Annotated in this window: 23 protein-coding genes; 13 read left to right on the forward strand and 10 right to left on the reverse strand. The window is 71.5% G+C overall.

Features of this window, described 5'->3' with window-relative positions; translation table 11 throughout:
• Nucleotides 1-40: 40 nt before the first annotated feature.
• Nucleotides 41-994 carry a zinc-binding alcohol dehydrogenase family protein gene (locus tag ACIBQ6_RS15360; protein ID WP_397212488.1) on the forward strand — a complete coding sequence of 318 codons (954 nt, stop codon included), beginning with the start codon at nt 41-43 and terminating at the stop codon, nt 992-994.
• Nucleotides 995-999: 5 nt separating this feature from the next.
• On the opposite strand, the gene ACIBQ6_RS15365 is transcribed toward ACIBQ6_RS15360, so the two are convergent.
• Entirely contained in the window at nt 1,000-1,950 is a 951-nt protein-coding gene (locus tag ACIBQ6_RS15365) for a serine hydrolase (RefSeq protein ID WP_358291391.1), read from the reverse strand.
• Between the two features lie 124 nt (nt 1,951-2,074).
• Between ACIBQ6_RS15365 and ACIBQ6_RS15370 the strand changes: the two genes are divergently transcribed.
• From ACIBQ6_RS15370 to ACIBQ6_RS15380, 3 genes are all read left to right on the forward strand, one after another.
• Nucleotides 2,075-3,058 (forward strand): polyprenyl synthetase family protein, encoded by a 984-nt coding sequence (locus ACIBQ6_RS15370; protein WP_397212490.1) that lies wholly within the window; start codon nt 2,075-2,077, stop codon nt 3,056-3,058.
• Between the two features lie 84 nt (nt 3,059-3,142).
• Nucleotides 3,143-3,817, forward strand: coding sequence for a hypothetical protein (locus ACIBQ6_RS15375; RefSeq protein ID WP_358291387.1), 675 nt, complete (start codon nt 3,143-3,145; stop codon nt 3,815-3,817).
• Between the two features lie 48 nt (nt 3,818-3,865).
• Nucleotides 3,866-4,426, forward strand: coding sequence for a hypothetical protein (locus ACIBQ6_RS15380; protein WP_358291385.1), 561 nt, complete (start codon nt 3,866-3,868; stop codon nt 4,424-4,426).
• Here ACIBQ6_RS15380 and ACIBQ6_RS15385 read toward each other — a convergent pair.
• Both ACIBQ6_RS15385 and ACIBQ6_RS15390 read right to left on the reverse strand, forming a co-directional pair.
• On the reverse strand, nt 4,404-5,834 hold the full coding sequence (locus ACIBQ6_RS15385; protein ID WP_358291383.1) for an MFS transporter: 1,431 nt from the start codon (nt 5,832-5,834) through the stop codon (nt 4,404-4,406). The genes ACIBQ6_RS15380 and ACIBQ6_RS15385 overlap by 23 nt on opposite strands.
• A 41-nt stretch (nt 5,835-5,875) precedes the next feature.
• Nucleotides 5,876-6,604, reverse strand: a complete 729-nt coding sequence (locus ACIBQ6_RS15390; RefSeq protein WP_397212493.1) for a class I SAM-dependent methyltransferase — start codon at nt 6,602-6,604, stop codon at nt 5,876-5,878.
• Nucleotides 6,605-6,836: 232 nt separating this feature from the next.
• Between ACIBQ6_RS15390 and ACIBQ6_RS15395 the strand changes: the two genes are divergently transcribed.
• The 3 genes from ACIBQ6_RS15395 to ACIBQ6_RS15405 all read left to right on the forward strand — a co-directional run bounded on the left by ACIBQ6_RS15395 (nt 6,837) and on the right by ACIBQ6_RS15405 (nt 9,603).
• Nucleotides 6,837-8,111: an LCP family protein gene (locus ACIBQ6_RS15395; protein ID WP_397212495.1), complete on the forward strand. Its 1,275-nt coding sequence runs from the start codon at nt 6,837-6,839 to the stop codon at nt 8,109-8,111.
• 98 nt (nt 8,112-8,209) lie between these two features.
• Nucleotides 8,210-9,139: an ATP-binding protein gene (locus tag ACIBQ6_RS15400; protein WP_397212497.1), complete on the forward strand. Its 930-nt coding sequence runs from the start codon at nt 8,210-8,212 to the stop codon at nt 9,137-9,139.
• A gap of 77 nt (nt 9,140-9,216) precedes the next feature.
• The gene (locus tag ACIBQ6_RS15405; RefSeq protein WP_358291377.1) at nt 9,217-9,603 is read left to right on the forward strand and encodes an SCO5389 family protein; all 387 of its coding nucleotides are present in this window, start codon (nt 9,217-9,219) and stop codon (nt 9,601-9,603) included.
• 35 nt (nt 9,604-9,638) lie between these two features.
• Here the strand turns inward: ACIBQ6_RS15405 and ACIBQ6_RS15410 are convergent, their stop codons facing one another.
• Genes ACIBQ6_RS15410 through ACIBQ6_RS15420 form a run of 3 tightly spaced genes read right to left on the reverse strand, consistent with a single transcriptional unit; the run spans nt 9,639 to nt 12,253 of the window.
• A complete protein-coding gene (locus ACIBQ6_RS15410; RefSeq protein WP_397212499.1) occupies nt 9,639-10,619 on the reverse strand; it encodes an LLM class flavin-dependent oxidoreductase in 981 nt (326 codons plus the stop codon).
• Between the two features lie 17 nt (nt 10,620-10,636).
• On the reverse strand, nt 10,637-11,308 hold the full coding sequence (locus ACIBQ6_RS15415; protein WP_358291326.1) for a ribonuclease HII: 672 nt from the start codon (nt 11,306-11,308) through the stop codon (nt 10,637-10,639).
• Nucleotides 11,309-11,317: 9 nt separating this feature from the next.
• Nucleotides 11,318-12,253 (reverse strand): LysR family transcriptional regulator, encoded by a 936-nt coding sequence (locus tag ACIBQ6_RS15420; protein WP_352362154.1) that lies wholly within the window; start codon nt 12,251-12,253, stop codon nt 11,318-11,320.
• A 79-nt stretch (nt 12,254-12,332) separates the two neighbouring features.
• Here ACIBQ6_RS15420 and ACIBQ6_RS15425 point away from each other — a divergent pair, with 79 nt between their 5' ends.
• From ACIBQ6_RS15425 to ACIBQ6_RS15435, 3 genes are all read left to right on the forward strand, one after another.
• Entirely contained in the window at nt 12,333-13,619 is a 1,287-nt protein-coding gene (locus ACIBQ6_RS15425) for a pyridoxal phosphate-dependent aminotransferase (RefSeq protein ID WP_397212502.1), read from the forward strand.
• 141 nt (nt 13,620-13,760) lie between these two features.
• Entirely contained in the window at nt 13,761-14,405 is a 645-nt protein-coding gene (locus ACIBQ6_RS15430; RefSeq protein WP_352318377.1) for a GNAT family protein, read from the forward strand.
• 255 nt (nt 14,406-14,660) lie between these two features.
• Nucleotides 14,661-17,681, forward strand: coding sequence for an AfsR/SARP family transcriptional regulator (locus ACIBQ6_RS15435; protein ID WP_397212504.1), 3,021 nt, complete (start codon nt 14,661-14,663; stop codon nt 17,679-17,681).
• A 255-nt stretch (nt 17,682-17,936) separates the two neighbouring features.
• Here ACIBQ6_RS15435 and ACIBQ6_RS15440 read toward each other — a convergent pair whose 3' ends face one another.
• Nucleotides 17,937-19,349: a methyltransferase gene (locus ACIBQ6_RS15440; protein ID WP_397212506.1), complete on the reverse strand. Its 1,413-nt coding sequence runs from the start codon at nt 19,347-19,349 to the stop codon at nt 17,937-17,939.
• 124 nt (nt 19,350-19,473) lie between these two features.
• On the opposite strand from ACIBQ6_RS15440, the gene ACIBQ6_RS15445 reads away from it, so the two are divergent.
• Nucleotides 19,474-19,776: a hypothetical protein gene (locus ACIBQ6_RS15445; RefSeq protein ID WP_352318383.1), complete on the forward strand. Its 303-nt coding sequence runs from the start codon at nt 19,474-19,476 to the stop codon at nt 19,774-19,776.
• Here the strand turns inward: ACIBQ6_RS15445 and ACIBQ6_RS15450 are convergent.
• From ACIBQ6_RS15450 to ACIBQ6_RS15460, 3 genes are read right to left on the reverse strand one after another with little or no spacing between them, the layout of a single operon-like run.
• Nucleotides 19,748-20,725, reverse strand: a complete 978-nt coding sequence (locus ACIBQ6_RS15450) for an NAD(P)-dependent oxidoreductase (protein ID WP_387671706.1) — start codon at nt 20,723-20,725, stop codon at nt 19,748-19,750. The two genes, ACIBQ6_RS15445 and ACIBQ6_RS15450, sit on opposite strands and share 29 nt — an antisense overlap.
• Nucleotides 20,726-20,758: 33 nt before the next feature.
• Entirely contained in the window at nt 20,759-21,358 is a 600-nt protein-coding gene (locus ACIBQ6_RS15455) for a TetR/AcrR family transcriptional regulator (protein ID WP_352318387.1), read from the reverse strand.
• The gene (locus ACIBQ6_RS15460) at nt 21,355-21,867 is read right to left on the reverse strand and encodes a GNAT family N-acetyltransferase (protein WP_358291316.1); all 513 of its coding nucleotides are present in this window, start codon (nt 21,865-21,867) and stop codon (nt 21,355-21,357) included. The genes ACIBQ6_RS15455 and ACIBQ6_RS15460 overlap by 4 nt, the downstream gene beginning before the upstream one ends.
• 58 nt (nt 21,868-21,925) lie before the next feature.
• On the opposite strand from ACIBQ6_RS15460, the gene ACIBQ6_RS15465 reads away from it, so the two are divergent.
• Nucleotides 21,926-22,405 carry a helix-turn-helix domain-containing protein gene (locus ACIBQ6_RS15465; protein ID WP_358291314.1) on the forward strand — a complete coding sequence of 160 codons (480 nt, stop codon included), beginning with the start codon at nt 21,926-21,928 and terminating at the stop codon, nt 22,403-22,405.
• 32 nt (nt 22,406-22,437) lie between these two features.
• Entirely contained in the window at nt 22,438-23,259 is an 822-nt protein-coding gene (locus ACIBQ6_RS15470; RefSeq protein WP_397212508.1) for an SURF1 family protein, read from the forward strand.
• Nucleotide 23,260: the final 1 nt, after the last annotated feature.

Raw genomic sequence — 23,260 nt, forward strand, 5'->3', positions numbered from 1 at the left:
ATTAACTGGACCAACGGTTCAGATAGAGACGGGAACAACCATGCGCGCCATCCAGCTCGACGCCCTCGGCGGCCCCGAGACCCTGCGGCCGGTGGACCTGCCCCGCCCGCGCCCCGAGGCGGGCCAGGTCCTCCTCCGCGCACAGGCGATCGGCGTCAGCTACGCCGAGACGCGGATCCGCTCGGGCGCGCTGCCGTTCCCGCTGCCGCTGCCCGTCGTGCCCGGCGCGGAAGCGGTCGGCGAGGTCGTCGAGATCGGCGAGGGCGTGGACGACGGCCTGCTCGGCACCGTACGCGTGGGGGTGACCGGCGGCCTGGGCGCCTACGCCGAGTACGTGGCCATGCCCGCGGCCCTGACCTGCCCCGTCCCCGAGGACGTGACGCCCCTGGAGGCCCTGGCCGGGGCCGCGCCCGGCGCGATCGCCCTCGCCCTGCTGCACCGGGCGCGGCTCGGCGGCGGGGAGACCGTGCTGGTCGAGGCGGGCGCCGGCACGATCGGCGGCTACCTGGTCGCGCACGCCAAGGAGTTCGGGGCGGCCCGGGTGATCGCCACCGCGGGCTCGCCGGCCAAGCGGCAGCGGGCCCTCGACCTGGGCGCCGACCAGGCCCTGGACCACGGCGACCCGACCTGGCCGGACGCGCTGCCGGACGTCGACGTGGCCTTCGAGTCTATCGGCGGCGCGTCGGCCCGGCGGGTGCTCGAACGGCTCGTGCCCGGCACCGGGCGGATGTTGTTCTACGGCATGCTGAGCGGCGAGCCCGCCGCCGTCACGGCCGCCGACCTGATGGAACGCGGCGTGACCGTCGTCGGCTGCGGCGGCCCCGGCTGGGCCGGCCAGGTGTTCGGCACGCACTATCCCGAGATGCTGGCCCGGCTCGGCTCAGGACGCAGCCGCGCCGTCGTCCACGAGACCCTGCCGCTGGCCGAGGCGGCGAAGGCCCACCGCCTCCTGGAGTCGCGCGCGGTCACGGGCCGCGTCCTGCTGGTGCCGTGAGCGGCTCAGCGGTCGAGGACGGCGTCCAGCACGGCCGTGGCGCTGACCTGCTCGGCGTTGTAGTCGCCGGCCGTCACCGCGACGACCAGCTCCTCGCCGGGCAGCACGAGCAGCCGCTGGCCGCCGTTCCCGATGGCCTCGGTCCACGGCCGGTCGCCGGTGCTCACGTACCACTGGTAGCCGTAGCGGAAGTCGCCGTCGATGACGACGCGGGGCCGCGTCATCTCGCGCACCCACTGCTCGGGGACGATGCCCAGCCCGCCGCCGAGCACCAGCCGGCCGAGCGCGGCCAGGTCGAGGGGCCGCAGCCGCAGCCCGGCCGCGGCCATCGCCACGCCGTCCATCCCCTTGACCCACTCGGTCCTGGTGATCCCGAGCGGCTCGAACAGCGCCTTGGCGGCGTACTCCTCAAGCGGCTCGCCCGCCCCCCGCGCGATGAGCCCGCCGAGCAGGGCCGCGGTGCCACCGCAGTACAGCCACCGCTTCCCGGCCTCCTCGACCACCGGACGTTCCAGGACGAACCGGTACCGGTCAGGAGCGAGCTCCATCGCGATCTCGCTGTTGGCCGGGCTCGTGTACGGCAGGTCCTCGTTCCAGTCGATCCCGAGCGTCATGGTGAGCGCGTGCGCGACGGTGAGGTGCGCCCGGCCCGGATCAGCCACCAGGTCCGGATATTCGGGGAACTGCTCCACCAGCCTGGCGTCCGGCGGCGGCACCAGCCCGTCGCGCAGGGCCACGCCGTACAGCAGCGCGACCACGCTCTTGGTGACCGACCGCACGTCGTGCAGCGTGTCGCGGTCGAAGACGGCGTGCCGGGGGTCCTCGCCGATCCGCTCGTCGACGCCCGCGCCGTAGTGCTCGACGACGACCTCGCCGCCCCGCATGACCACGACCCCGTGCAGATTGGGCGCCGTGCCGGCCTTCAGGACCGCCTCGACCCGCTCCGCCATTCCCATGATGTCCTCCTAAGCCCGGGGGACATCCTGTCGTACCCGCTCCCACGATGTCAGGGTCAAGGGCTGAGAGCGTCCTCAGCGTCTCTCAGGAGGGGCACAGCGGCGCGGGAGCAGGCTTGGCCCCATGGAGCAACTCGTGAACAGCCCCGCCGTCAGCCAGGGTCTGCGCAAGGTCGAGGCCAGGATCAGGCGGCTCAGCGGCTCGTCCGCGCTGCCGGGGATCAACGCGGGCGCCGGGCGGATCGTCAGCGCCGGAGGCAAGCGGTTGCGTCCGGCCCTGACGCTGGCGACCTCGCTCGCCCTCGGCAAGGCCCCCGACCGCCGGGTGATCACGGCCGCCGCGTGCGTGGAGCTGATCCACGCCGGCTCGCTCGTGCACGACGACCTCATGGACCGGGCGACCGAGCGGCGCGGCACCCGTACGCTCAACGCCGAGCTGGGCGAGGGCAAGGCCCTGGTGATCGGCGACTTCATGCTGGCCAGGGCGGGTCTGGCGGCCATCACCGCGGTGTCCAGGCCGGTCGCCGAGGTGCTCGCGGCCACCGTGGTGGAGCTGGCCGAGGGCCAGTACCTGGAGACGAGCGACCTGTTCAACCCGGCCAGGACCAGGGAGAGCGCGCTGCGTTCGATCACCGGCAAGACCGCCGCGCTGTTCCGGGCCGGCTGCCTGGTGGCGGCCGTCTGCGCGCGGGCTTCGACCGAGGACCGGGCGCGCGTGGCGGCGTACGGCGAGAAGTTCGGGCTGATCTTCCAGGTGCTGGACGACCTGCTCGACCTGACCGCCTCCAGCGCCCAGCTCGGCAAGCCGGCCGGCAACGACCTGCGGCAGGGCGTCTACAGCCTGCCGCTGCTCCTGTCCGGCACCGATCTCGGCGACCTGCTCGGCCGCGACATTAGCGACGAGCAGGTGGACGAGGCGCTGCGCCGGCTGCGCGCGGGCGACCTGGTGGCCAACACACTGGAGTTCTGCCGCGGCCTGGCCTCGGACGCGCTGGCCGCCCTCCCGGTGATCCACGACAGGGAGATCGCGGCCCTGCTGTACGGCCTCCCGACGGCCTACATCGACCACGTCGCGGAGGTGTCGTCGCAGTTGACGGGCGTCAGTTGAGATTTGTTGGAACAATTGGTAGGAATCTCCTCCACAACCCGGCGAATCGCGCTAATACTGGAGTCACGCACTACAGGAGCGCACATGCGAAAGATCCCCCCTCGCATGATGATCCGGGACGACGGGCTTGAGTCCAGTCACTTCCTCCAGCTCGCCGCCGTGGACTTCACCGGCATCTACGCGGTCCACCTGGCCGCGAAGGAAGAACGACTGAAGATGACCAGGCTCGCCATGAGCCTGTTGTCGGGGCCGTTCCTCGCGGCCATCGCCCTGACCAGCGCCAAGGTGGTGGACCCGCAGAGCCTCACGGAGTGGCAGCGCGTGCCGTGGTACCTGTTCGCCCTGGTCACGGCGTTCGGGGTGCTCAGCGTGCTGCCGTTCCTGCGGCTGATCGAGGCGGTCCGCGCGCACGCCAGGACGGCCCGCGCGATCAACAACTTCCGCCTGCTGTACGCCACCAGGCTCAAGGACCGGCTCGGCTGGAGCCCGAACCTGCCGATCGACCCCCGCTTCCCGGAGACGTACGCGCCGCTGGCCTGGCCCGGGATCAACGTGACGACGCTGGCGCTGGCGAACTCGGCCTACCTGACGGTGGGCCTCACCGGCCTGTGCGGGCAGGCGCCCAGCCTGCTCCTGCTCACCTTCGGCATCCTCCTCGTCACGCTGGTCCACTACGCCGTCTACTACGTGCGCTGCAACGTGACCAGGCGGCGCCGGCTCCCGCGCGACCCCTACGAGTTCCCGGATCAGGAGACCTGAATGCCCGGCCCTGCGTCATGGGCGTCATGTGGGGAGGCGTGGATGTGGATGATGCGACATGTCTGGACGGCGGGCACACTCGCCGACGACGACCGCGGCCCCGTGATCGAGGCGCCGTCCGTGCTGTTCGAGATCGCCGAGGTGCGGGGCGACGACCCGATCATCGCGCGGTACGGCGACGCGGAGCGGCTGGCCCTGTACAGCAGGAAGTTCAGCGAGGACGTGGTCGTGCCGCCGTTCAAGTACAGCTACGGCGCCCGGATCAGGGGGCAGCTCGCCTGGGCGGCCGACCTGCTGCGGGTCAAGCCGTACAGCAAGAGCGCGTGGATCTCGCTGACCATCCCCGGCGAGCCGTACGACGCGGTGCCCTGCCTGATCGGCGTGGCGTTCCGGATCCGGGACGGCGCGCTCGCCATGACCGCGACCTTCCGCTCCCAGAACGCCTTCACCAGCTACCTCAACTACCTGCCGCTCGCCGAGGTGCACGCGACCATGGCCCGCGACCTGGAACTGGACCGCGGGCCGATGCGGGTGTTCGTGGACGTGCCGCACCTGTACCTGGCCGACAGCACCCAGGTGCTGCGGGTCATGCGGCCCGCGCGGCGGTGAGCGGCGCGGCGATCTCCTCCAGCCCCTTGCGCTCGGCCTTGACCCCGAAGGCCAGCTCGACCAGCCCCGCGACGATCATCACGATCGCGCCGATCGAGAACGCCAGCGCCGTGTCGCCCGGCGCGCCGCTCTCGACCAGCGAGGCGAACACGAGCGGGCCGGCGATGCCGCCGGCGGCCGTGCCGATGGCGAAGAAGAACGCGATGGCCATCGCCCGGGTCTCCATGGGGAAGATCTCGCTCACCGTCAGGTACGCCGCGCTGGCCCCCGCCGAGGCCACGAAGAGCACCACGGACCAGCAGAGGGTCAGCGTCATCGCGGTCAGCGCGCCCTGGTTGAACAGCCAGGCGGTGCCGAGCAGCAGCACCCCGGAGCCGATGTAGGTCGCCGAGATCATGGGGACCCGGCCGACGGTGTCGAAGAGCCTGCCGAGCAGCAGCGGGCCGAGGAAGTTGCCGACCGCGATGATCGCGAAGTAGTAGCCCGTGTGCGAGTCGATCTTGAAGAACGTGGTCAGGATCTGGGCGTACCCGAAGGTGATCGCGTTGTAGAGGAACGCCTGGCCGATGAAGAGCGACAACCCGAGGACCGTGCGCTTGGGGTAGAGCGCGACCATCGTGTGCGCGATCCTCAGGAAGCCGATCGACCTGCGCTGGTGGATGGTCATCGACTCCTGCGGCTCGGGCAGGTCCCGGCCGATCTGGCGTTCGATGTCGTCCACGATCTGCTCGGCCTCGCGGTCACGGCCGTGGATGAACAGCCAGCGCGGGCTCTCCGGGACGTTCCTGCGCACCAGGAGGATGGCCAGGCCGAGCACCACGCCCAGCCCGAACGCCACCCGCCAGCCGATGTTGACCGGCAGGTCGTTCAGCAGCGGCACGGTCAGCAGGGCGCCGCCCGCCGCGCCGAGCCAGTAGCTGCCGTTGATGATGATGTCGATGCGTCCCCGGTGGTGGCTCGGGATCAGCTCGTCGATGGCCGAGTTGATGGCCGCGTACTCGCCGCCGATGCCGAAACCGGTCATGAAGCGGAACAGGAAGAACCACCACGCGTCGAAGGACAGGGCGGTCATCAGCGTCGCCGCGAGGTAGACCACGAGCGTCAGCAGGAACAGCTTCTTCCTGCCGAACCTGTCGGTCAGCCAGCCGAAGAACAGCGCCCCCACGCAGGCCCCGGCCACGTAGAGGGCCGCGGCGAGGCCGGCGACCTGCGCCTGGGTGATGTCCAGGCCGCTGCCGGGCTTGGCGAGCTGCCCGGACAGGTTGCCGACGATGGTGACCTCCAACCCGTCGAGCACCCATACCGTGCCGAGACCGATGACGATCATCCAGTGCCAGCGGGACCACGGCAGCCGGTCCAGCCGTGCGGGCACCTTGGTAGTTACGGTGCCGGTATCCACGTCGCTCATAAGGGCACTTGGGTACCCGGTAAACGGACGGCAAACGTTCCCTACAAGGCAGGTTTTCTGGCCTCGACCAGGGTGGTGCCGAACCAGGGGCCGCCGTACCACAGGCGGGCGCCCAGGTCGCGCCGGCGGATGTCGATCACCCCCAGGTCGCGCAGGGCGTCCTCGTGGTCGGACGCGTGCCGGAAGTCCGCGATCAGCATGAGCCCGCCGGGCCGCAGCACCCGATGGGCCTCGCCGATCGCCCGCCGGCGGCCTTCGGTGGAGGGGATGTTGTGGATCGCCAGGCTCGACACGATGACGTCGAACGCGCCGTCCTCGAACGGCAGGTCACGCATGTCGCCCGTGACCAGCTCGATCCGGTCGGCGACGCCTTCGGCCGCGGCGTTGGCCAGGGTGACGGCCGCGGCGTTGCCCGACTGGTCCTTCGAGCTCCACAGGTCGACGCCGGCCGCCCGTCCGGAGGTGAGCCGGGCGGCGGCGGCCAGCAGCACAGCGCCGCGTCCGCAGCCGAGGTCGAGCACCCGCTCACCGCCTTCGAGCGGCTCCAGCAGCTCGGCCCAGACGGCGAACTTGCCCCGGCGCGTGGTGTAGAGGTAGCTGGCCGCGCTGGCCAGCGTGTAGAGCCCGCCGAAGGCGAAGGCGATCCCGGCGGCGGGGATGTCCAGCCCGAAGGAGAGCGCCGCGAGAGCCAGCAGGACGATCGCCCCGAAGAGCAGTCCGCCGAGGGCCCACGGTGCGTCGAATCCGTAGCTACCGTGTCGAGTGCTCACTCACACGTTATATCTCAAGAGGGTCTTGACCGGGAATTGAGCAAACACTTCCCCTTCACCCTCAATTGGCCCGCAACGCAATAACTATGGTGACTTGGATGGGCTGGCATTGGGGGTTTGACCAGGCATGACAGGGAAACAACGCGAATTCGGCCTAGGAGCGAGCATCGCACTGACGGTGGCGTCGGCCGCGCTCTGGGGGGTGGCGCACCTGGCCACCCACCGTCACCGGATGGGCATCGCCCTCATGGCGGCCTATGTGCTGATGCTCGCCGGCGTCCTGACGGTGTTCACCGCGTTCAGCACCCGGCTGCTGTCGCTGGCGGTCCAGCCCGGCTGGCTCACGGTGCTCACCGTGGCGCTGGTCGGGATCGCGCTGGCGTGGACCGCCGTGATCATCCGGTCGTTCCTGCTCGTCCGTCCCGACTCCTCCGACACCGCCGGACGTTTCCTGACCACCACGCTCGCGGCCGCCCTCTGCGCGCTCGTCCTGGCCCCCACCGCGTACGCCACCCGCATGGCCTACCTGTCCCGCGACGTCGTCAGCCACGTCTTCGCCACCACCACCAGCAGCGCCCCCGTCGTCGCCCAGGACCCGTGGAACGGCGCGAAGCGCGTCAACTTCCTGCTGATCGGCGCGGACGCCGCCCCCGGCCGCCCCGGCGTGCGCACCGACAGCATGACGGTGGCCAGCGTGGACACCGAGACCGGCGCCACCACCCTGTTCGGCCTGCCGCGCAACCTGCAGAAGGTCCAGCTCCCGCACGGCCCGGCCAGGAGCCGCTTCCCCTTCGGCTTCACCGGCGACGGCCCCAGCACCCCCGGCCTGCTCAACGAGATCTTCCAGTACGCCGAGGACCACCCGGAGACGGTCCCCGGCGTGGGCAAGGGCAAGCGCGGCCCGTCGCTGCTCAAGCGCACCGTCAGCGACATCCTCGGCATCCCGGTCAACTACTACGCCATGGTCGACATGAAGGGCTTCGCCGAGATCGTCGACGCGATGGGCGGCGTCCGGGTCACCGTCAAGGACCCCATCGTGTACGGCAAGTACCGCGAGGGCCTGCTGCCCGCCGGCACCCGCAAACTGTCCGGCGAGGAGGCCCTCTGGTACGGCCGGTCCCGCACCGACAGCGACGACTACGTCCGCATGGGCCGCCAGAAGTGCCTGCTCAACGCGGTCGCCAAGCAGGCCGATCCGATGACCGTGCTCAAGAGCTTCGAGAAGCTGGCCGCGGCCACCAAGCGGGCCATCTCCAGCGACGTGCCCCAGGACCTGCTGCCCGCCCTGATCGAGCTGTCGGACAAGGTGAAGGACACCAGGATCCGGAGCCTCAGCTTCGTCCCGCCGCTGATCAGCACCGTCACGCCCGACTGGTACCTGATCAGGCGCAAGGTCTCCGAGGCCCTGGACGAGCGCCCGGCCAACCGGTCGGCGAGCGCGCACCACTCCGCCGCCCCTACCCAGGACCCGGAGAACCCGGTCAGCCTGGACGCCGCCTGCGGCTGAACCTCACCTTTCCGACAGCCATCACCCCAGCACGGAGTGTGGCATGATGATGCACGGGCCCAACGGAAACGATTTTCATCGTCATTTCAGGAGCGCACGTGAGAGTGGCATTCGTCGGCAAGGGCGGCAGCGGGAAGACGACGATCTCGGCGCTGTTCGCGCGGCACGTGGCGGCCCAGGGCGACCCGGTGGTCGTCATGGACGCCGACATCAACCAGCACCTGGCCCTGGTGCTCGGCCTCGACGCCCAGCCCGAGCCGCTCGGGGCCCACCTCACCGAGATCAAAGACCTGCTGCGCGGCGACAACCCGCGCATCGCCTCGGCCGAGACCATGGTCAAGACCACCCCGCCGGGCCGCGGCTCGCGCCTGCTGGGCTTCGACGACCTGGCCGCGCTCGACTACGCCGTGACCACCCCCCATGGCCTGCGCCTGCTGGCCACGGGCCCGTTCGACGACGACGACCTCGGCGTGGCCTGCTACCACTCGAAGGTCGGCGCGGTGGAGCTGCTGCTCAACCACCTGATCGACGGCCAGGGCGAATACGTCGTGGTCGACATGACCGCCGGCTCCGACTCCTTCGCCTCCGGCCTGTTCACCCGGTTCGACCTGACCTTCCTCGTCGCCGAGCCCACCAGGCAGGGCGTGAGCGTCTACCAGCAGTACCGCGACCACGCCGCCAAGTACGACGTCGCGCTCGCCGTGGTCGGCAACAAGGTCCACGGCCCGTCCGACGTGGAGTTCCTCCGCGCGCACGTGGGCGACGACCTGCTGACCTGGATGGAGCACTCCTCGGCGGTGCGCGCGATGGAGCAGGGCCGCCACTTCACGCTCGACGACCTGGAGCCGGCCAACACCGAGGCGCTGGCCGTCCTGCGCAAGACCCTCGACGCGCAGGAGAAGGACTGGCCGCGCTTCGGCCGCCAGACCGCGGAGTTCCACCTGCGCAACGCCCGCGCGTGGGCCAACGCCCGCACGGGAGCCGACCTGGCCGAGCAGATCGATCCTGACTTCGTCTACGGCCCCTAAAACGCACCTCCAAGCCTCTGGAGCTACCCACTTCTCCCACATAACGTCAGATTCGATCCCCTTCGAGAGGAGACAGCATGTCGCTGACCGTCCCGAACGATCTGCTGGACCAGGCCCGAGCCGGAGACGTGGACGACGCCGCGTTCGTCGCCTGCGTCCGCGACTCACTCCCCTACGCGTGGTCGCTGATCAGCGAGCTGGTCGCCGAGCGCGCGCAGAGCGGAGCCGAGTTCGCCGACAACCAGGTGCCACCGCCGTCCGAGGAGGCACGCGGCCAGCTCCTGCGGTGTCTGGCGAGCGACGCGATGCGCGGCGCGCTCGAACGCCACTTCGGCGTACGGCTGGCCTTCCAGAACTGCCACCGGGTCGCCGTCTTCGACCCGTCGGCCACCAAGGCCCTCGACGAGTTCGTCACCCCGCGGGCCCAGATCCTCAACCAGAAACCGGAGCTGGTCGACTGCTGAACCCATGGGCGAGCCGGGCCGTCCCGGCTCGCCCGTCAGTCCGCCAACAGGGGGAGGACCTCGGCGCCGATGCGGCGCACGTCCTCCAGGGCCCGCCGGTGGTCTCCGATGCCCTCCACGGTCAGGATCACGTGCTCGATCCCGGTGCTCTCGGCCGTGCGCCGCAACACCTCGGCGCAGTGGGCGGGCGTGCCGACCGGATGGATGCGCGTCAGCAGGTCGACGTAGGCGGTGACGTCCCGCGAGGGGCGCGGCCGGCCGTCCACCGGCAGGTAACCGGCCAGCCCGGGGCCCAGCCACGCGGGCATCGACTCCTTCAGCTCCCGGACGGCCGCCTCGGTCGAGTCGGCCACGTGCGCCACCCCGGCCGCCAGGTGCCCCACGGGGCTCCCGCCCCGCGCGACGTGCTCGGCGACCAGCAGGGCCTTGTCGTGGTCGCCGATGTGCATGCCGAGCAGCATCGGCAGCCCGCGCTCGGCCGCCAGCGCCACCGTCGAGCCCGACGTGCACGCCACCACGGGCCGCAGCCGGGCCCGCGGCACCACGGCGACCTGCCTGAACCGGAAGAACTCCCCCTCGGCCGCCACCGACCCCGCGGACAGGGCCTCGACCAGCAGGTCGAGCGACTCGGCGAAGCCCCGCTCGAACCGGTCGAGCCCGGTGCCGAACACCTCCAGGTCGACCCACGGGCCGCCCCTGCCGACGCCGGGCGTGAACCGCCCGCCCGACAGGTGGTGGAGCATGGCCGCCTGCTCGGCCAGCGCCACGGGATGCTGGGACGACAGCACGCTGACCGCCGTGCCGAGCCCGATCCGGCTGGTACGCCCCGCCGCCACGGCGGCCAGCGTGACCGCCGACGGGCACACGCCGTAGGACATGAAGTGGTGCTCGGCGATCCAGGCGTCGTGGAACCCGGCCGCCTCGGCGGCCTCGATCAGCTCCACCGAGTTCCGCAGGACCTGCCCTGGATCCTGGCCGGGAAAGCAGGCCGCGATGACGAAGATCCCGATCCGCACTCCCCCGATCCTACGGCTCAGCCGAACAGCGCGGCCTGCCCTTCACCCACGAGCGGATCCCTGACCTGCTTCAGATGCCGCCACTGCGGCAGGTCGTCCAGGTAGGACCAGGAGAGCCGGTGATGCGGTGTGGGGCCGAGCCGGGCCAGGGCGTCCTGGTGCGCGGGCGAGGGGTATCCGGCGTTCTCCGCGAAGCCGTACTCCTCATGCCCGATCGTGCCCATGTAGGCGTCCCGCCGCACCTTGGCCAGGACCGAGGCCGCCGCGACCGAGACGCTGGCCGCGTCGCCCTTGATCTCCAGGCGGACCGGCCAGGGTGCGCCGATGTAGTCGTGCTTGCCGTCGAGGATCACGGCGTCGGGGCGCACCGGCAGGGCTTCCAGCGCCCGGCGGGCGGCCCTGCGCAGCGCCTCGGTCATGCCGAGCGCGTCGATCTCGGCGTGGCTCGCCTCGCCGAACCCGATGCCGGCCGCCCATGCGGCCAGCTCGCCGGCGAGCGGGCCGCGCTTGGCGGCCGAGACCTGCTTGGAGTCGGTCAGGCCGGGCGGCGGCTCGGACAGATCGGTCACGACGGCGCAGACCGTCACCGGCCCCGCCCACGCGCCCCTGCCCACCTCGTCGACGCCCGCGACCGTGCGGGTGCTCGGCATGGACAGCAGGAGCTGCTCGATCTCGTACGTCGGCGCCATGGGCAGACGCTACCGCTCGGCCGGGGTCACCGGTTCCAGATCGCCGGCGATGTACCGGGCGGCCACGTGGATCGCCCGCAACGTCACCGACACCGACGGCCGGTGCACGCTGGACCTGCGGGCGACCGCGTGCACGTCGCGGCCGACCGGGTTGCCGGGGAACTCCCTGACCGCCAGCCCGCGCACCCCGGCGGCCAGCGCGAGCGCGGGCACCGCGGCGATGCCGATGCCCTTGGCGACGAGGGACAGGATCGTCCCGAGCCCCTCGAACTCCCAGGGCGTCGGCCGGGTGCCGCCGACGTCCACGAACAGCCGGTCCACGGCCAGGCGCGAGGGCTCGCCGTCGGGGGTGGCCATCCACGGCTCGTCGCGCAGCTCGCGCAGGTCGAGCGGCACTCCGGGGTCGGCCAGCCGGTGCCTGCGCGGCACGACGAGCACGATGGGGTCGCGCAGCAGGGGGAAGACCCGCAGGCTCTCGCTCTCGCGGACCGACCCGTACCAGTCGTCGACGAGGGCGATGTCCACCTCGCCCGACTGGACCTCCCGCATGCCGCGCCCCGACCTGCTCTGGCCCAGGCGGAGCGTCAGCTCGGTGTGGCGGCGCAGCGAACGCGCGAGCGCCGGCGCGAATGCCACGGCCGCTGTGGGGAAGGCGGTGACGACGACGCGCCCCGAGGGGGTGCCCGCATGGGCGGAGAGGTCGGACTCGGCCTCCTCGACCATTGACAGGATGCGTTCGGCGTGCTGGACGAGCCGGCGTCCGGCGTCGGTCAGCTCCGCGCTGCGCGCGGTTCTGTCGATCAGCGCGGTGCCGGTCTCCCGTTCCAGCGCCGCGAGCTGCTGGGAGACGGCCGAGGGGCTGTAGCCCAATGACTCGGCGGCGGCCGCGATGCTGCCCCGGCGAGCGAACTCACAGATCAGCGCCAAACGCCGGAATTCGAGCATCAGACTTCCTTACGCCTACCCACAAAAAGCCTCGCTTGTACTGATGCCTTCATACAATCACCCTGGGAACGTGACAAACATGACCGTGACCTTGTCCGCCACCTTGGCGGCGAACGAAGACATCGAACGAAGACGGCGCGCTGGGGAACGCGTGCTGCACCTGGCCTTCGGCGAGGCCGGTCTGCCCGTCCACCCGGCGCTGCGCGACAAGCTGGCCGCCGCTTCCGAGCGCAACGGCTACGGGCCGGTCGCGGGCGCGTCCGGGCTCCGGGCCGCGGCAGCGGGCTACTGGACACGACGGGGGCTCCTGACCGACCCCGAGCTGGTCGTCTGCGGACCTGGCAGCAAGTCGCTGCTGTACGGCCTGCTCCTGGCGATCGGCGGCGACATCGTCCTGCCCATGCCCAGCTGGGTCAGCTACGCCGCGCAGGCCGATCTGGTGGGCTCCCGCCCCATCCTGGTGCCCGCACCGCCAGGAGAGGGCGGGGTGCCCGACCCCGACCTGGTCGTCGCGGCGGTCCGCAAGGCCCGGTCGGCGGGCAGGACGGTCAGCTCCCTGCTGGTCACGCTGCCCGACAACCCGACCGGCCGGCTGGCCACGCCGGAGACCGTCGCCCGCCTGGCGGCCGTGGCCCGCGAGCTGGACCTGATCGTGATCTCCGACGAGATCTACCGCGACCTGGTCCACGACGAGTCGGCCGGCTACACCTCGCCGGCCGACCTCGCGCCCGAGCGCACGATCATCACCACCGGGCTGAGCAAGAGCCTGGCGCTCGGCGGGTGGCGGATCGGCGTGGCCCGGCTGCCCGAGGGCGCGCACGGGCTGCGTGCCCGGCTGCTGGCGGTGGCCAGCGAGATCTGGTCGGCGCCGGCCGCGCCCGTCCAGGAGGCCGCGTCCTACGCCTTCGACGAGCCGCGTGAGCTGACCGACCGGGTCGCCGGCAGCCGGAGGTTGCACGGCCTCGTGGCGCGGGCCGTCCACGAGCGGTTCACGGAGATCGGCGCCTCGGTGCCGCGACCCCAGGGAGGCTTCTACCTCTATCCCGACCTGAGCCACCTCAGGCTCGGCGGCTCCGCCGAGATCACCCGGATCCTGCTGGACGAGCACGGCATCGGCGTCCTGCCCGGACACGCCTTCGGCGACGACCCGTCGGCCGCCCGGGTACGCGTGGCGGTGAGCCTGCTCTACGGCGACTCGCCCGAAGAACGACTGACCGCGCTGAACAGCACAGATCCCCTTCAACTGCCATGGATCGCAGCGAATCTGAACCATCTGTCCATGGGTCTGAAGGAGCTCGCTCTGGTCCGTCACGGCGTCGTGGGTGAACGTCACCCGGCGCTGGTGCCGGCACCATGTCACGGTTAGGCGAATCTTTCCCCAAGAGCTGGTTTACCATCCACCAAATCAGCCCTCTGACCTGCGGAAACACCGCACATCCAGAAACCCGGGAAAGATGGCTTCGAGAGCCTGGTTACGCGCGCGCCGCGCGAGCCTCATCATGTGCTCATGCCCGCTCTTGTCACCTTGTCCGGGCGCTCCGTGCGCCTGGAACCTCTCAGCCACGCGGTGATCGACGATCTCGTCGCCGCGGCGAGTGAAGACCGCTCCACTTACGCCTTCACTCGCGTCCCGGACGGCCGGGACGAGATGGTCTCCTATGTGGAGGCCGCCATGGCTGAGCAGGCGGAGGGCCGCACGCTGCCCTTCGCCATCCGGTGGCTGAACACCGACCGCGTGGTCGGTGCCACCCGTCTCATGCACCTGGAGTACTGGCAGGGCCCCATGCCCTGGCCTCCGGGTACACGGGGTGCGGTGGGCGACATCCCGTCCGTGGCGGACATCGGTTACACCTGGCTGGGCGCCTGCGCCCAGGGCACCGGCGTCAACCGGGAGAGCAAGTTCCTCATGCTCTCACTCGCCTTCGAGACCTGGAACGTCCACCGCATCACACTCAAGGCAGATGTCAGGAACGTCCGATCCCGGGCCGCCATCGAGGCCCTCGGCGCACACTTCGACGGGGTGCGGCGAGCGGATAGCCGAGGCGCCGACAACACGGTCCGAGATACGGCCTTCTACTCGATCCTGAACTCCGAATGGCCGCTCGTCCGAGAACGGCTGGCCATGCGGCTCGGACTGGTAGAGGCAGCGTAGGAACATCGGCAACGGCCCCGCCCATACTTTTCCGGGCGGGGCCTGTATTTTTCTGCGTCCCCATCGGCTCTACATGACACGCCCCCGTGTCGGTGCGCCATGTACGGCCTGCCATCAGCATGCGGAGGCACGGTCAACACCTGATCAAAGGCGGATCAACGGTTCGTTCCGGCGATCAGCCCAGTTCTAGGTGGTAAGCGGTACTGGATCTATCATTTGGACACAAATCGTTCCATTGCCCGGGAGACAGACGGCATGGCTGGTCAGAGCGTTGAGGGCGGGCTGCGGTTCGCCGTGCTCGGTCCCGTCCGCGCGTGGCGCGAGGGGCAGGAACTCGACCTGGGCACCCCGCTGCAACGTTCGATCCTCGGCATGCTGCTCCTGCGGGAAGGCCGCGCGGTCACTCCCGCCGAGATGATCGACGCCGTGTGGGGAGAGGACGCGCCGCCCCGCGCCCTGGGCGCGCTGCGCACCTACGTCTCCCGCCTGCGCACGGTGCTGGAACCCGACAGGCCCGCCCGCTCCCGTCCCGAGCTGCTGACCTCCATCGGCCGGGGCTACGCCCTCCGCCTGCCCGACGACGCGCTCGACCTGACCCGCTTCGAACGCGGCCTCGCCGAGGCCGAGAGCGCCCGCAAGGCCGGCCGGCTCTCCGCCGCCGCCGAGGGCATGCGGGCCGCGCTGACCCTGTTCGAGGGCGAGCCGCTGGCCGGGGCCGTCGGCCCGTACGCCGAGCACCAGCGCGACCGCCTGGCCGAACGCCGCGTCAGCGTCATCGAGACGCTCATGGACCTCGACCTGGAGCTGGGCGGGCACGCCGCGGTCGTGTCCGAGCTGATCGCGCTCACCGCCGAGCACCCCCTGCGCGAACGGCTGCGCGCCCAGCTCATGCTGGCCTACTACCGGTGCGGACGGCAGGGCGACGCCCTCAACGTGTTCACCGAGACCCGCGAGGCGCTGATCGACGAGCTGGGCATCGAGCCCGGCAGCGAGCTGACCGCCCTCCACCAGCGCATCCTGGCCGCCGACCCGGCGCTCACCCTCGTGCCGCCGGCCGCCGCCCCGGCCGAGCAGGCCGCCGGCGAGCCCGCGGCCGAGGAGGAGCCGCCCGCGCTCGAACTGCCCCGCCCGGCGCAGCTCCCGGCCGCGGTCAGCGACTTCACCGGGCGCAAGGAGGTGGCCGTCCGCGTCCACACCCTGCTGTCCGCGCAGTCGTCGGCCGAGGGCGTGCCGGTGGTGGCGTTGTGCGGCATCGGCGGCGTCGGCAAGACCACGCTGGCCGTCCACGTGGCGCACGCGGCCGACGACCTGTTCCCCGACGGCCAGCTCTACGCCGACCTGCGCGGCCACAGCGACGAGGTGACCGCTCCGGAGTCGGCGCTCGGCGGCTTCCTGCGCGCGCTCGGCATCCCGCCCGACGTCATCCCCGACGGCCTGGCCGAACGTTCGGCGCTCTACCGCTCGCTGCTGTCCGACCGGCGCATCCTCGTGCTGCTGGACAACGCCCGCGACGCCGACCAGGTCAGCCCGCTGCTGCCGGGCTCGCCGGGCTGCGCGACGATCGTCACCAGCCGGGCCAAGCTGGCCGACCTGCCCGCGGCCCGGCTGATCGACCTCGACGTCATGGAGCCGGACGAGGCGCTGTCGCTGTTCTCCTCCGTGGCCGGGCCCGAGCGGGTGGCCGCCGAGCACGGCGCCGCCATGGACGTGGTCGCCGCCTGCGGTTTCCTGCCGCTGGCCGTCCGGATCGTGGCCGCCCGGCTGGCCGCCCGCCCCTCCTGGACGGTCGCCTCCCTGGCGCCCAGGCTGGCCGACGAGCAGCGCCGCCTCGACGAGCTGCGCGTGGGCAACCTGGCCGTCGAGGCCACCTTCGCGCTCGGCTACGGCCAGCTCGAACCGGCCCAGGCCCGCGCCTTCCGCCTGCTGTCCCTGCCGAAGGGCCCCGACATCTCGATCGGGGCCGCCGCGGCCGTCCTGGCGATGAACATGTACGAGACCGAGGAGCTGCTGGAGTCGCTGGTCGACATGAGCCTCCTGGAGGCCACCGCGCCCGGCCGCTACCGCTTCCACGACCTGCTCAGGCTGTTCGCCAGGCGCGTCCTGGACAAGACCGAGCGTCCCGAGGACAAGACGCTGGCGCTGCGCCGGCTGCTCGGCTTCTACCTGGCCTCGTCCCGGTCCGCCCACCGGCTGGCCTACGAGGGCAGCATGATCCCCGACAACCTGGCCGTGGTCGGCAGCGGGCTCACCTTCACCACCGTCGACGAGGCCGTGGCCTGGCTGATCTCCGAGGGCGACTCGCTGTTCGCGGCCATCAACCAGGCCGCGACCACGTCCACCGCCCCTGCTCCGGCAGCCGGGGAGCAGCTCCTGCCCGCCGCCGACATGCTGGTGGCCATGGAACCGCTGCTGGAGGCCGGCACCCACACCCGCGAGTTCGACCAGGGCACCCGCGCGGTGCTCACCGCCGCGCTGAACCTGGGCGACGAGGCCAGCGAGCTGCGCTCCCGGTACGTGCTGGGCCGGGTGCTGTTCGCCGGCAACCAGCTCTCGGAGTCCGAGACCCACTTCCGCCGCGTGTACGAGCTCTCCGACACCCGCGGCGAGAAGATCGTCACCGGCGAGGTGCTCAACGCGCTGGCCGTCGTCGTCGGCCGGCAGCGCCGCCACACCGAGGCCCTCGCCCTGTTCGACGCCGCCTCCCGCTACTACCGCGAGAACGGCGTCCCCGCCGGCGAGGCCCTGGTGCTCAGCTACTCGGCCCGCGACCACCTGGGCCTCGGTCACGCCGAGGACGCCATCGCCGCGGCGGAGAAGGGCCTGGCCATCTTCACCGAGATCGGCAGCGGCGCCGGCACCGCCCGCGCCCGCTACCACCTGGGCATCGTCCTCAGCCGGGTCGGCCGGCTCACCGAGGCGGTGCACCACCACGCCGAGTGCCTGGCCTTCTTCCGCTCCAGCAAGCAGCGGGTCTGGGAGCAACGCGTGTGCTCCCGGCTGGCCGAGACGTTCATCGCCGCCGGGCGCTACCCCGACGCCGTACGCCACGCCGAGCAGGCGCTCATGGTCTCGCGCGAGATCGGCCACCCCTACGGCGAGGCGCTCTCGCTCACCGTGCTCGGCCGGGCGCTACGCGGACTGGGCAGCACCGCGCGGAGCCTCGACTGCCTCAGGCAGGCCTACGACGTCTTCACCAGGCTCGGCGCCCCCGAGGCCGGTGACCTGAAGCTCCTGCTGGACGGCTTCGCCGTCGAACGGTCCGTCGTCGAGTCCTGAGTACAGCTCGTCGTCCAGACGTGTCATCCACACATGGTTGATCAAGGCTGTCCTTAGTCAATGCCGATGGCAGCCCGGCCGGTCATCCTGACCGCCACGCGTCGCCAGGGGGCCCGGTCATCCGGATGCTTCGCGTGACGGCTAGCCGCCTCACACAGACGACCGGCCGGACTCGACGCGGACCTTCGAACCCCCCAGGCCCGCGTCTCGGTCAGAAGCCTCCACCGGCGCGGTCAACGTCGGATCAACGGTGAATCAAAGCAGGAAATAACCCTCGGCGATGAGCGGCCGGATCGCGTCGGCGTTGGGGATCTCGCCGTCGCCGACCAGCTCGGCGATCACGTTGAGCAGCGGGCCGAGCGCCAGCTCGCCGTCGCACACGCCGGCCAGGGCGGCCTCGACGGTGCCGACCTCCCTGCTGCGCCGCAGCCCCTGCGTCTGGCGCAGCACGATGCGGATCGGGTCCTCGGCGCCAGGCAGGCCGACGCGTTCGTCGAGCACCCCGTCGGCCGTGCGCAGCAGCGCCGCGTCGAGGTCGGCGGCGCGGTGGGCGGCGGCGATGGAGTCGAGCACGTCGTCGACGTAGTCGCCGACCGGCAGGGCCACCTGGTGGGGCAGGTGCTCCACGCGCACGACCGGGTCGAGGGTGCCCGAGTTGCGCATGGTGATCCAGCCGAAGCCGATGCCCTCGACCTTGCGTTCGTCGAACCAGGCCAGCCACCGGTCGTAGTGGTCGGTGTAGCCCTTGGTGCCCTGCTCGGCCGCGTCCTTGAGCCACAGCTCGACGTATTCGGCCGGATCCTGCACGTCACGCTGGACGACCCAGGCCTCGCAGCCGGTCTCGCGCAGCCAGCCGCCGACCCGGTCGTGCCAGTCCTCGCCCTCGACGTGCAGCCAGTTGGCCAGGAAGTGGGCCTGCCCGTCGGGCGCGAGGTGGCGCGGGGTGCGCCGGACCAGGTCGCGGCAGAAGTCGTCGGCCTCGCCGCCGGACTCGCGGTAGGTCAGCGTGCGCTCGGCCCCGGGGGCGATGACGAACGGCGGGTTGCTGACGACCAGGTCGAACAGCTCGCCCTCGACCGGCTCGAACATCGACCCCACCCGCGCGTCGACGCCCGTCACGCCGGACAGCTCCCAGCTCAGCCGGGCCAGCTCCACGGCGCGCGGGTTGAGGTCGGTGGCCACCACCTGCTCGGCCCGCCCGTCGAGGTGGAGCACCTGGACGCCGCAGCCCGTGCCGAGGTCGAGCGCGCGCGTGACGGGCCGGCGGCTGACGAGCTGGGCCAGGTTGGCCGAGGCGCCCCCGGCTCCCACGACGTGGTCGGCCCGCAGCGCCGGGTCGCCGGGCCGGACCTTGCGGTCGGAGACCACGTAGCCGCCGGTCTCCCACGGCTGGAGGTGCACGGTCGCCCTGATCAGGTCGCCGTCGGCCGACACCAGCCCCGACTCCAGGACGGCGGCCGGCACGGATTTGGCCGGCACCGGCACGCCGAGCCACCAGAGCCTGATCAGGGTGCCCAAGGGGTCGCCGTCGGCGGTCGCCCGCAGGGCCGGGACGAGCTCCTCCCGCGCCAGGGCCGAGGCCGCCATGGCGCCGAGCCGGTCGCGGACGCCGTCGATCGTGTAGCCGGTTTCGAGGAGGTGATGGCGCAGTCGTTCCACGGACACCATCCTTTCACCAGCCACCGACAGTGCTCATACTGTTACTTACGCGCCCAAGCGTTCTGCAAGCCATGGACAAGTGGGTGGCGGTATCTCTAGGGGTGCAAGACGCCGTACCGAGGAGCGCGCCCCCATGCTGATCCCCTGCTTGGCCTGCGAGTCGCGATTCGGGCCTGACGAGTACTTCAACGCCTGCTCCGACTACAACCGGGGCCTGGACCTGGTCTCGTGGACCTGCCCGCGCTGCGGCAACCGCGACGACCTGCGGGTGCTGCCCGGCGAGCTGGGGTTCGGCTACCCCTCGCGGGGCAGGTTCGACGTGCACGACCGGCTGCGCGTGCCCGGCCTGCGCAGGCAGCGCGGCGACCTGCGGCTGGACATCTCCCTCGACCGCTCCCGCTGGCAGGTCAGGACGCGGATCCGGCAACCGGCCTGACCGGCGCGCACGCGTACGCGGGCGGCTCGCCGCGCAGCAGCCGCGCGATGTCCTCCACCAGCGCCTCCGCCAGCTCCTCCAGGCTCTCCCCGGTGGCCTCGCCGAGCCTGGGCGTGAGCACCACGTTCGGCAGCCTGGTCAGCGGGTGGGCCGGATCGAGCCATTCGCCCTCGAAGTGGTCGAGCCCGGCGCCGCCCACCTGGCCCTGGCGCAGCGCGTCCACCAGGGCGGTCAGGTCGTGCAGGGCGCCGCGCGAGGTGTTGAGGTAGATCGCGCCCTGGCGCATCGCGCCGAACTCGCTGTAGCCGAACAGGCCCCGCGTGTCCGCGGTCAGCGGCACGTGCAGCGACACCACGTCGGCCTCCGCCAGCAGCGCGGGCAGGGTGTGCGTGGCCTCGGGGACGTACGGGTCGCAGGTGACCACCCGCATGCCCAGCCCCTGGCAGCGCCACCGCATGGCCCGGCCCACCCGGCCGAGGCCGACGATGCCGAACGTGCGTCCGGTGAGCCGTCTGCCGCGGTGGCGCTGGGCGGGGGGCACCCTGCCGCGATGGGCGCGGCCTCTGCGCACCTCACGGTCGGCGGTGACGATGTTCCTGCTGACCGCGAACAGCAGCGCGAGCGTCAGCTCGGCCACCGCCTCGGGGTCGCGGTCGGGGGCGTGCAGGACGGTGACCCCGCGTTCGGCGGCCAGGCGCAGGTCGACCCCCGTGGGGGCGCCGAGGCTGGCCACGATGTCGATGTGGAGTCCGAGCACCGAGGTGCGAACCTGGTCGCCGTCGGTGATGAGCACGTTCGCGCCGGTCTCGATGACCAGGTCGGCGAGCTGCTCGTCGGTGAAGCCGACGCTCGGCCGGGGAGGAGCCTCGGCCACGTCGGCGACCTCGCCCAGACGGGCGAGCGCGCTCTCCGGCAGGTCGGGCAGCACGAGCGCCCGAGGTCTTCTCACATTTGGACAATAACACCACAGACGGTACTCAGATCATTGCTCCCCGCGCTGGCGGAGACTCTGCCAGGCCGCCTCGCCCAGGCCCTTGATCTCTTCCTCGGTCGGGGTGTGCGCCCCGGCGAACCACAGGCGGCACATCTCCTGCGCCGGCCCGAGCCACAGGACGTAGCACATGGTGGCGTGGACGGGCTGGAGCTGCCCGTTCTTCATGTGCGGCTTCCACCAGTCGGAGACCTGGCGGAAGAACGCGCGCCTGGCCTCGGCCACCTCGGCGCCGCCTGGCTCGTGCTTGCGCGGCGGGCGCTCGCTGACCAGGATCCTGGCCCGCTCGGGGTGCTCGCCGGCCCAGCGCATGTGGAAGGCGACGACGGCCTCGATGCCGGCGCGGGCGTCGTCGTGCCGGACCAGCTCGGCGAGGAACTCCTGCTGGTAGGCGTCGAGGATCTCGGCGTACAGGACGCCGTAGACGTGCTCTTTGCTGGCGAAGTGGTGGTAGAAGCTGCCGACGCTTACACCGCTCTCCTCGCGCAGACTGGCCAGCGTGGTGGCCGAGACACCGTCCTGGCTGAAGCGGCGGAGGGCGCCCTCGATGATGCGGGTGCGGCCGTCGCGTCCGTTCTTGACACTCTTCACACTGTCAATGGTGTGCTACCAGAACGTTGTTCCGCAAATACTCCGGCCAGATCGATCATAGCGGTCACCTCGACCGTACCGGACGCGACCTTCATCTCGGCGTCCGGCCACAGCCTGCGGACCAGCCTGAGCACCCGCCGGTTCTCGCCCAGCACGTCCATCCCGACCGTACGCGCCCCCCGCACGGCGGCCCTGAGCAGCAAGGTGTCGACGAGTCGCGGGCCGAGCCCGTTCCCCTGCCAGCGATCGGCCACGACGACGGCCACCTCGACGTCGGCGCAGCCGCCCCGGTAGCTCATGGCGTGCCCGACGATCTCGTCCCCGGCGGTGACGACGAGCGCGTCGCGGCGTTCGTCCAGGGTCAGCAGAGTGCGCACCAGGTGGGCGGCCGGGACGGTCACGCCGGTGAAGAAGCGCAGCGTCTGGGTGTGCAGCGACAACCCCGTCAGGAAGCGTCTGATCCGTTCCTCGTCGTCCGGGCGGACCGGGCGGATCTGGGTTCCGTGCATAGACTCAGCCTGCTCCTCGAAGCTGAGTCTGTCAATTGAACTCAGATATAATGCCGAGATGAACGTGCCGTTCCGATTGGGCTTCCGGGTGGACAACTGCTCGATCGAGCGCACCCTGGACATCGTCGGGGAGAAGTGGACCTTCCTGGTGCTGCGCGAGGCGTTCAGCGGCGTGCGCAGGTTCGCCGACATGCAGGCGGTCACCGGCGCACCCCGCCAGGTGCTCAGCGCGCGCCTGGCCCGGCTGGTCGACGAGGGCCTGCTGCGCAAGGTGCCCTACCGCGAGCCCGGCCAGCGCCAGCGCGACGAATACCGGCTGACCGACAAGGGCCGCGACCTCTATCCGCTGCTCGTCGCGCTCATGCACTGGGGTGACAAATACCTGGCCGACGAGGAGGGCCCGCCGGTGCTGCTCACCCACCGCGACTGCGGCGCCCCCATCGAGCTGCACTTCCGCTGCGCCGAGGGCCACGAGGTGGCCGGGCCGCGCGAGGTCACGCCGGTCCCGGGGCCGGGCCCCGGGGTGCGGAGCGTCTAGCGGGCGAGCCGCGTGAGGGAGCACCCGCCCCGGTGCCTAACCTTGAAGGCGTGTACCGGTTCCTGCTGACGCCCCGGTGGCTGGCGCTCCACGTCGTGGTGCTGCTGGTCATCCCCGCCTTCGTGTTCCTGGGCAGGTGGCAGTTCGGGCGTTTCGAGGAGCGGTCCGACAACAAGGACAGGGTGACCGCCAACATCGAGGCCCCCGCCGTCCCGCTCGACCGGCTCGCGGCTCCCGGCCGGCAGGTCGGCGAGGGCGACCGTTACCGCACGGTCGTCGCCTCCGGCACGTACGACACCTCCCACGGCCTGCTCGTCCGCCGCCGCCCGCAGGAGGGCCGCAACGGCTTCTACGTCCTGACCCCGCTCGTCACCGGCGACGGCAGCGCCGTGATCGTCAACCGCGGCTGGATCCCGGCCGCCGCCAGCGCCGACGCGGCTCCCGAGGTCCCCGCCCCGCCCACCGGACAGGTAACTGTCACCGGGCGGCTACGTCAGAGCGAGACCGAAGACTCCACCGGCATCCGCGAGCGGTCCGGGCTGCCGGACGGCCAGGTGCTGCTGATCGACGCGGCCAAGATCGGGCAGCGCATGCCGTACCGGCTGGTGGGCGGCTATGTCGAGCTCACCGGGCAGCAGCCGCAGGCCGCCGCCGCGCCCGCTCTGGTGCCCGCCCCCGACGTCGGCTCCGGCGGCGGCCTCAACCTGGCCTACGGGGTCCAATGGTGGCTGTTCATCGGCATCGCGATCGGCGGCTGGATCCTGCTGATCCGGCGCGAGGTGGCCGAGCGGAAGTCCGGGAAACCCGCCGGTGAGACGGCGGCGACCCAGGAAGCGGAAACCGCCGCCAACTAAG

This window comes from Nonomuraea sp. NPDC049655, from assembly GCF_044465465.1.
Classification (GTDB): domain Bacteria; phylum Actinomycetota; class Actinomycetes; order Streptosporangiales; family Streptosporangiaceae; genus Nonomuraea.

Coding starts and splice junctions, on each gene's coding strand:
- ACIBQ6_RS15360 (WP_397212488.1), top strand. CDS start 41: ATGCGCGCCATCCAGCTCGACGCCCTCGGCGGCCCCGAGACCCTGCGG.
- ACIBQ6_RS15365 (WP_358291391.1), bottom strand. CDS start 1,950: ATGGGAATGGCGGAGCGGGTCGAGGCGGTCCTGAAGGCCGGCACGGCG.
- ACIBQ6_RS15370 (WP_397212490.1), top strand. CDS start 2,075: ATGGAGCAACTCGTGAACAGCCCCGCCGTCAGCCAGGGTCTGCGCAAG.
- ACIBQ6_RS15375 (WP_358291387.1), top strand. CDS start 3,143: ATGCGAAAGATCCCCCCTCGCATGATGATCCGGGACGACGGGCTTGAG.
- ACIBQ6_RS15380 (WP_358291385.1), top strand. CDS start 3,866: ATGATGCGACATGTCTGGACGGCGGGCACACTCGCCGACGACGACCGC.
- ACIBQ6_RS15385 (WP_358291383.1), bottom strand. CDS start 5,834: ATGAGCGACGTGGATACCGGCACCGTAACTACCAAGGTGCCCGCACGG.
- ACIBQ6_RS15395 (WP_397212495.1), top strand. CDS start 6,837: ATGGGCATCGCCCTCATGGCGGCCTATGTGCTGATGCTCGCCGGCGTC.
- ACIBQ6_RS15405 (WP_358291377.1), top strand. CDS start 9,217: ATGTCGCTGACCGTCCCGAACGATCTGCTGGACCAGGCCCGAGCCGGA.
- ACIBQ6_RS15415 (WP_358291326.1), bottom strand. CDS start 11,308: ATGGCGCCGACGTACGAGATCGAGCAGCTCCTGCTGTCCATGCCGAGC.
- ACIBQ6_RS15420 (WP_352362154.1), bottom strand. CDS start 12,253: ATGCTCGAATTCCGGCGTTTGGCGCTGATCTGTGAGTTCGCTCGCCGG.
- ACIBQ6_RS15425 (WP_397212502.1), top strand. CDS start 12,333: ATGACCGTGACCTTGTCCGCCACCTTGGCGGCGAACGAAGACATCGAA.
- ACIBQ6_RS15430 (WP_352318377.1), top strand. CDS start 13,761: ATGCCCGCTCTTGTCACCTTGTCCGGGCGCTCCGTGCGCCTGGAACCT.
- ACIBQ6_RS15435 (WP_397212504.1), top strand. CDS start 14,661: ATGGCTGGTCAGAGCGTTGAGGGCGGGCTGCGGTTCGCCGTGCTCGGT.
- ACIBQ6_RS15440 (WP_397212506.1), bottom strand. CDS start 19,349: ATGGTGTCCGTGGAACGACTGCGCCATCACCTCCTCGAAACCGGCTAC.
- ACIBQ6_RS15445 (WP_352318383.1), top strand. CDS start 19,474: ATGCTGATCCCCTGCTTGGCCTGCGAGTCGCGATTCGGGCCTGACGAG.
- ACIBQ6_RS15460 (WP_358291316.1), bottom strand. CDS start 21,867: ATGCACGGAACCCAGATCCGCCCGGTCCGCCCGGACGACGAGGAACGG.
- ACIBQ6_RS15465 (WP_358291314.1), top strand. CDS start 21,926: ATGAACGTGCCGTTCCGATTGGGCTTCCGGGTGGACAACTGCTCGATC.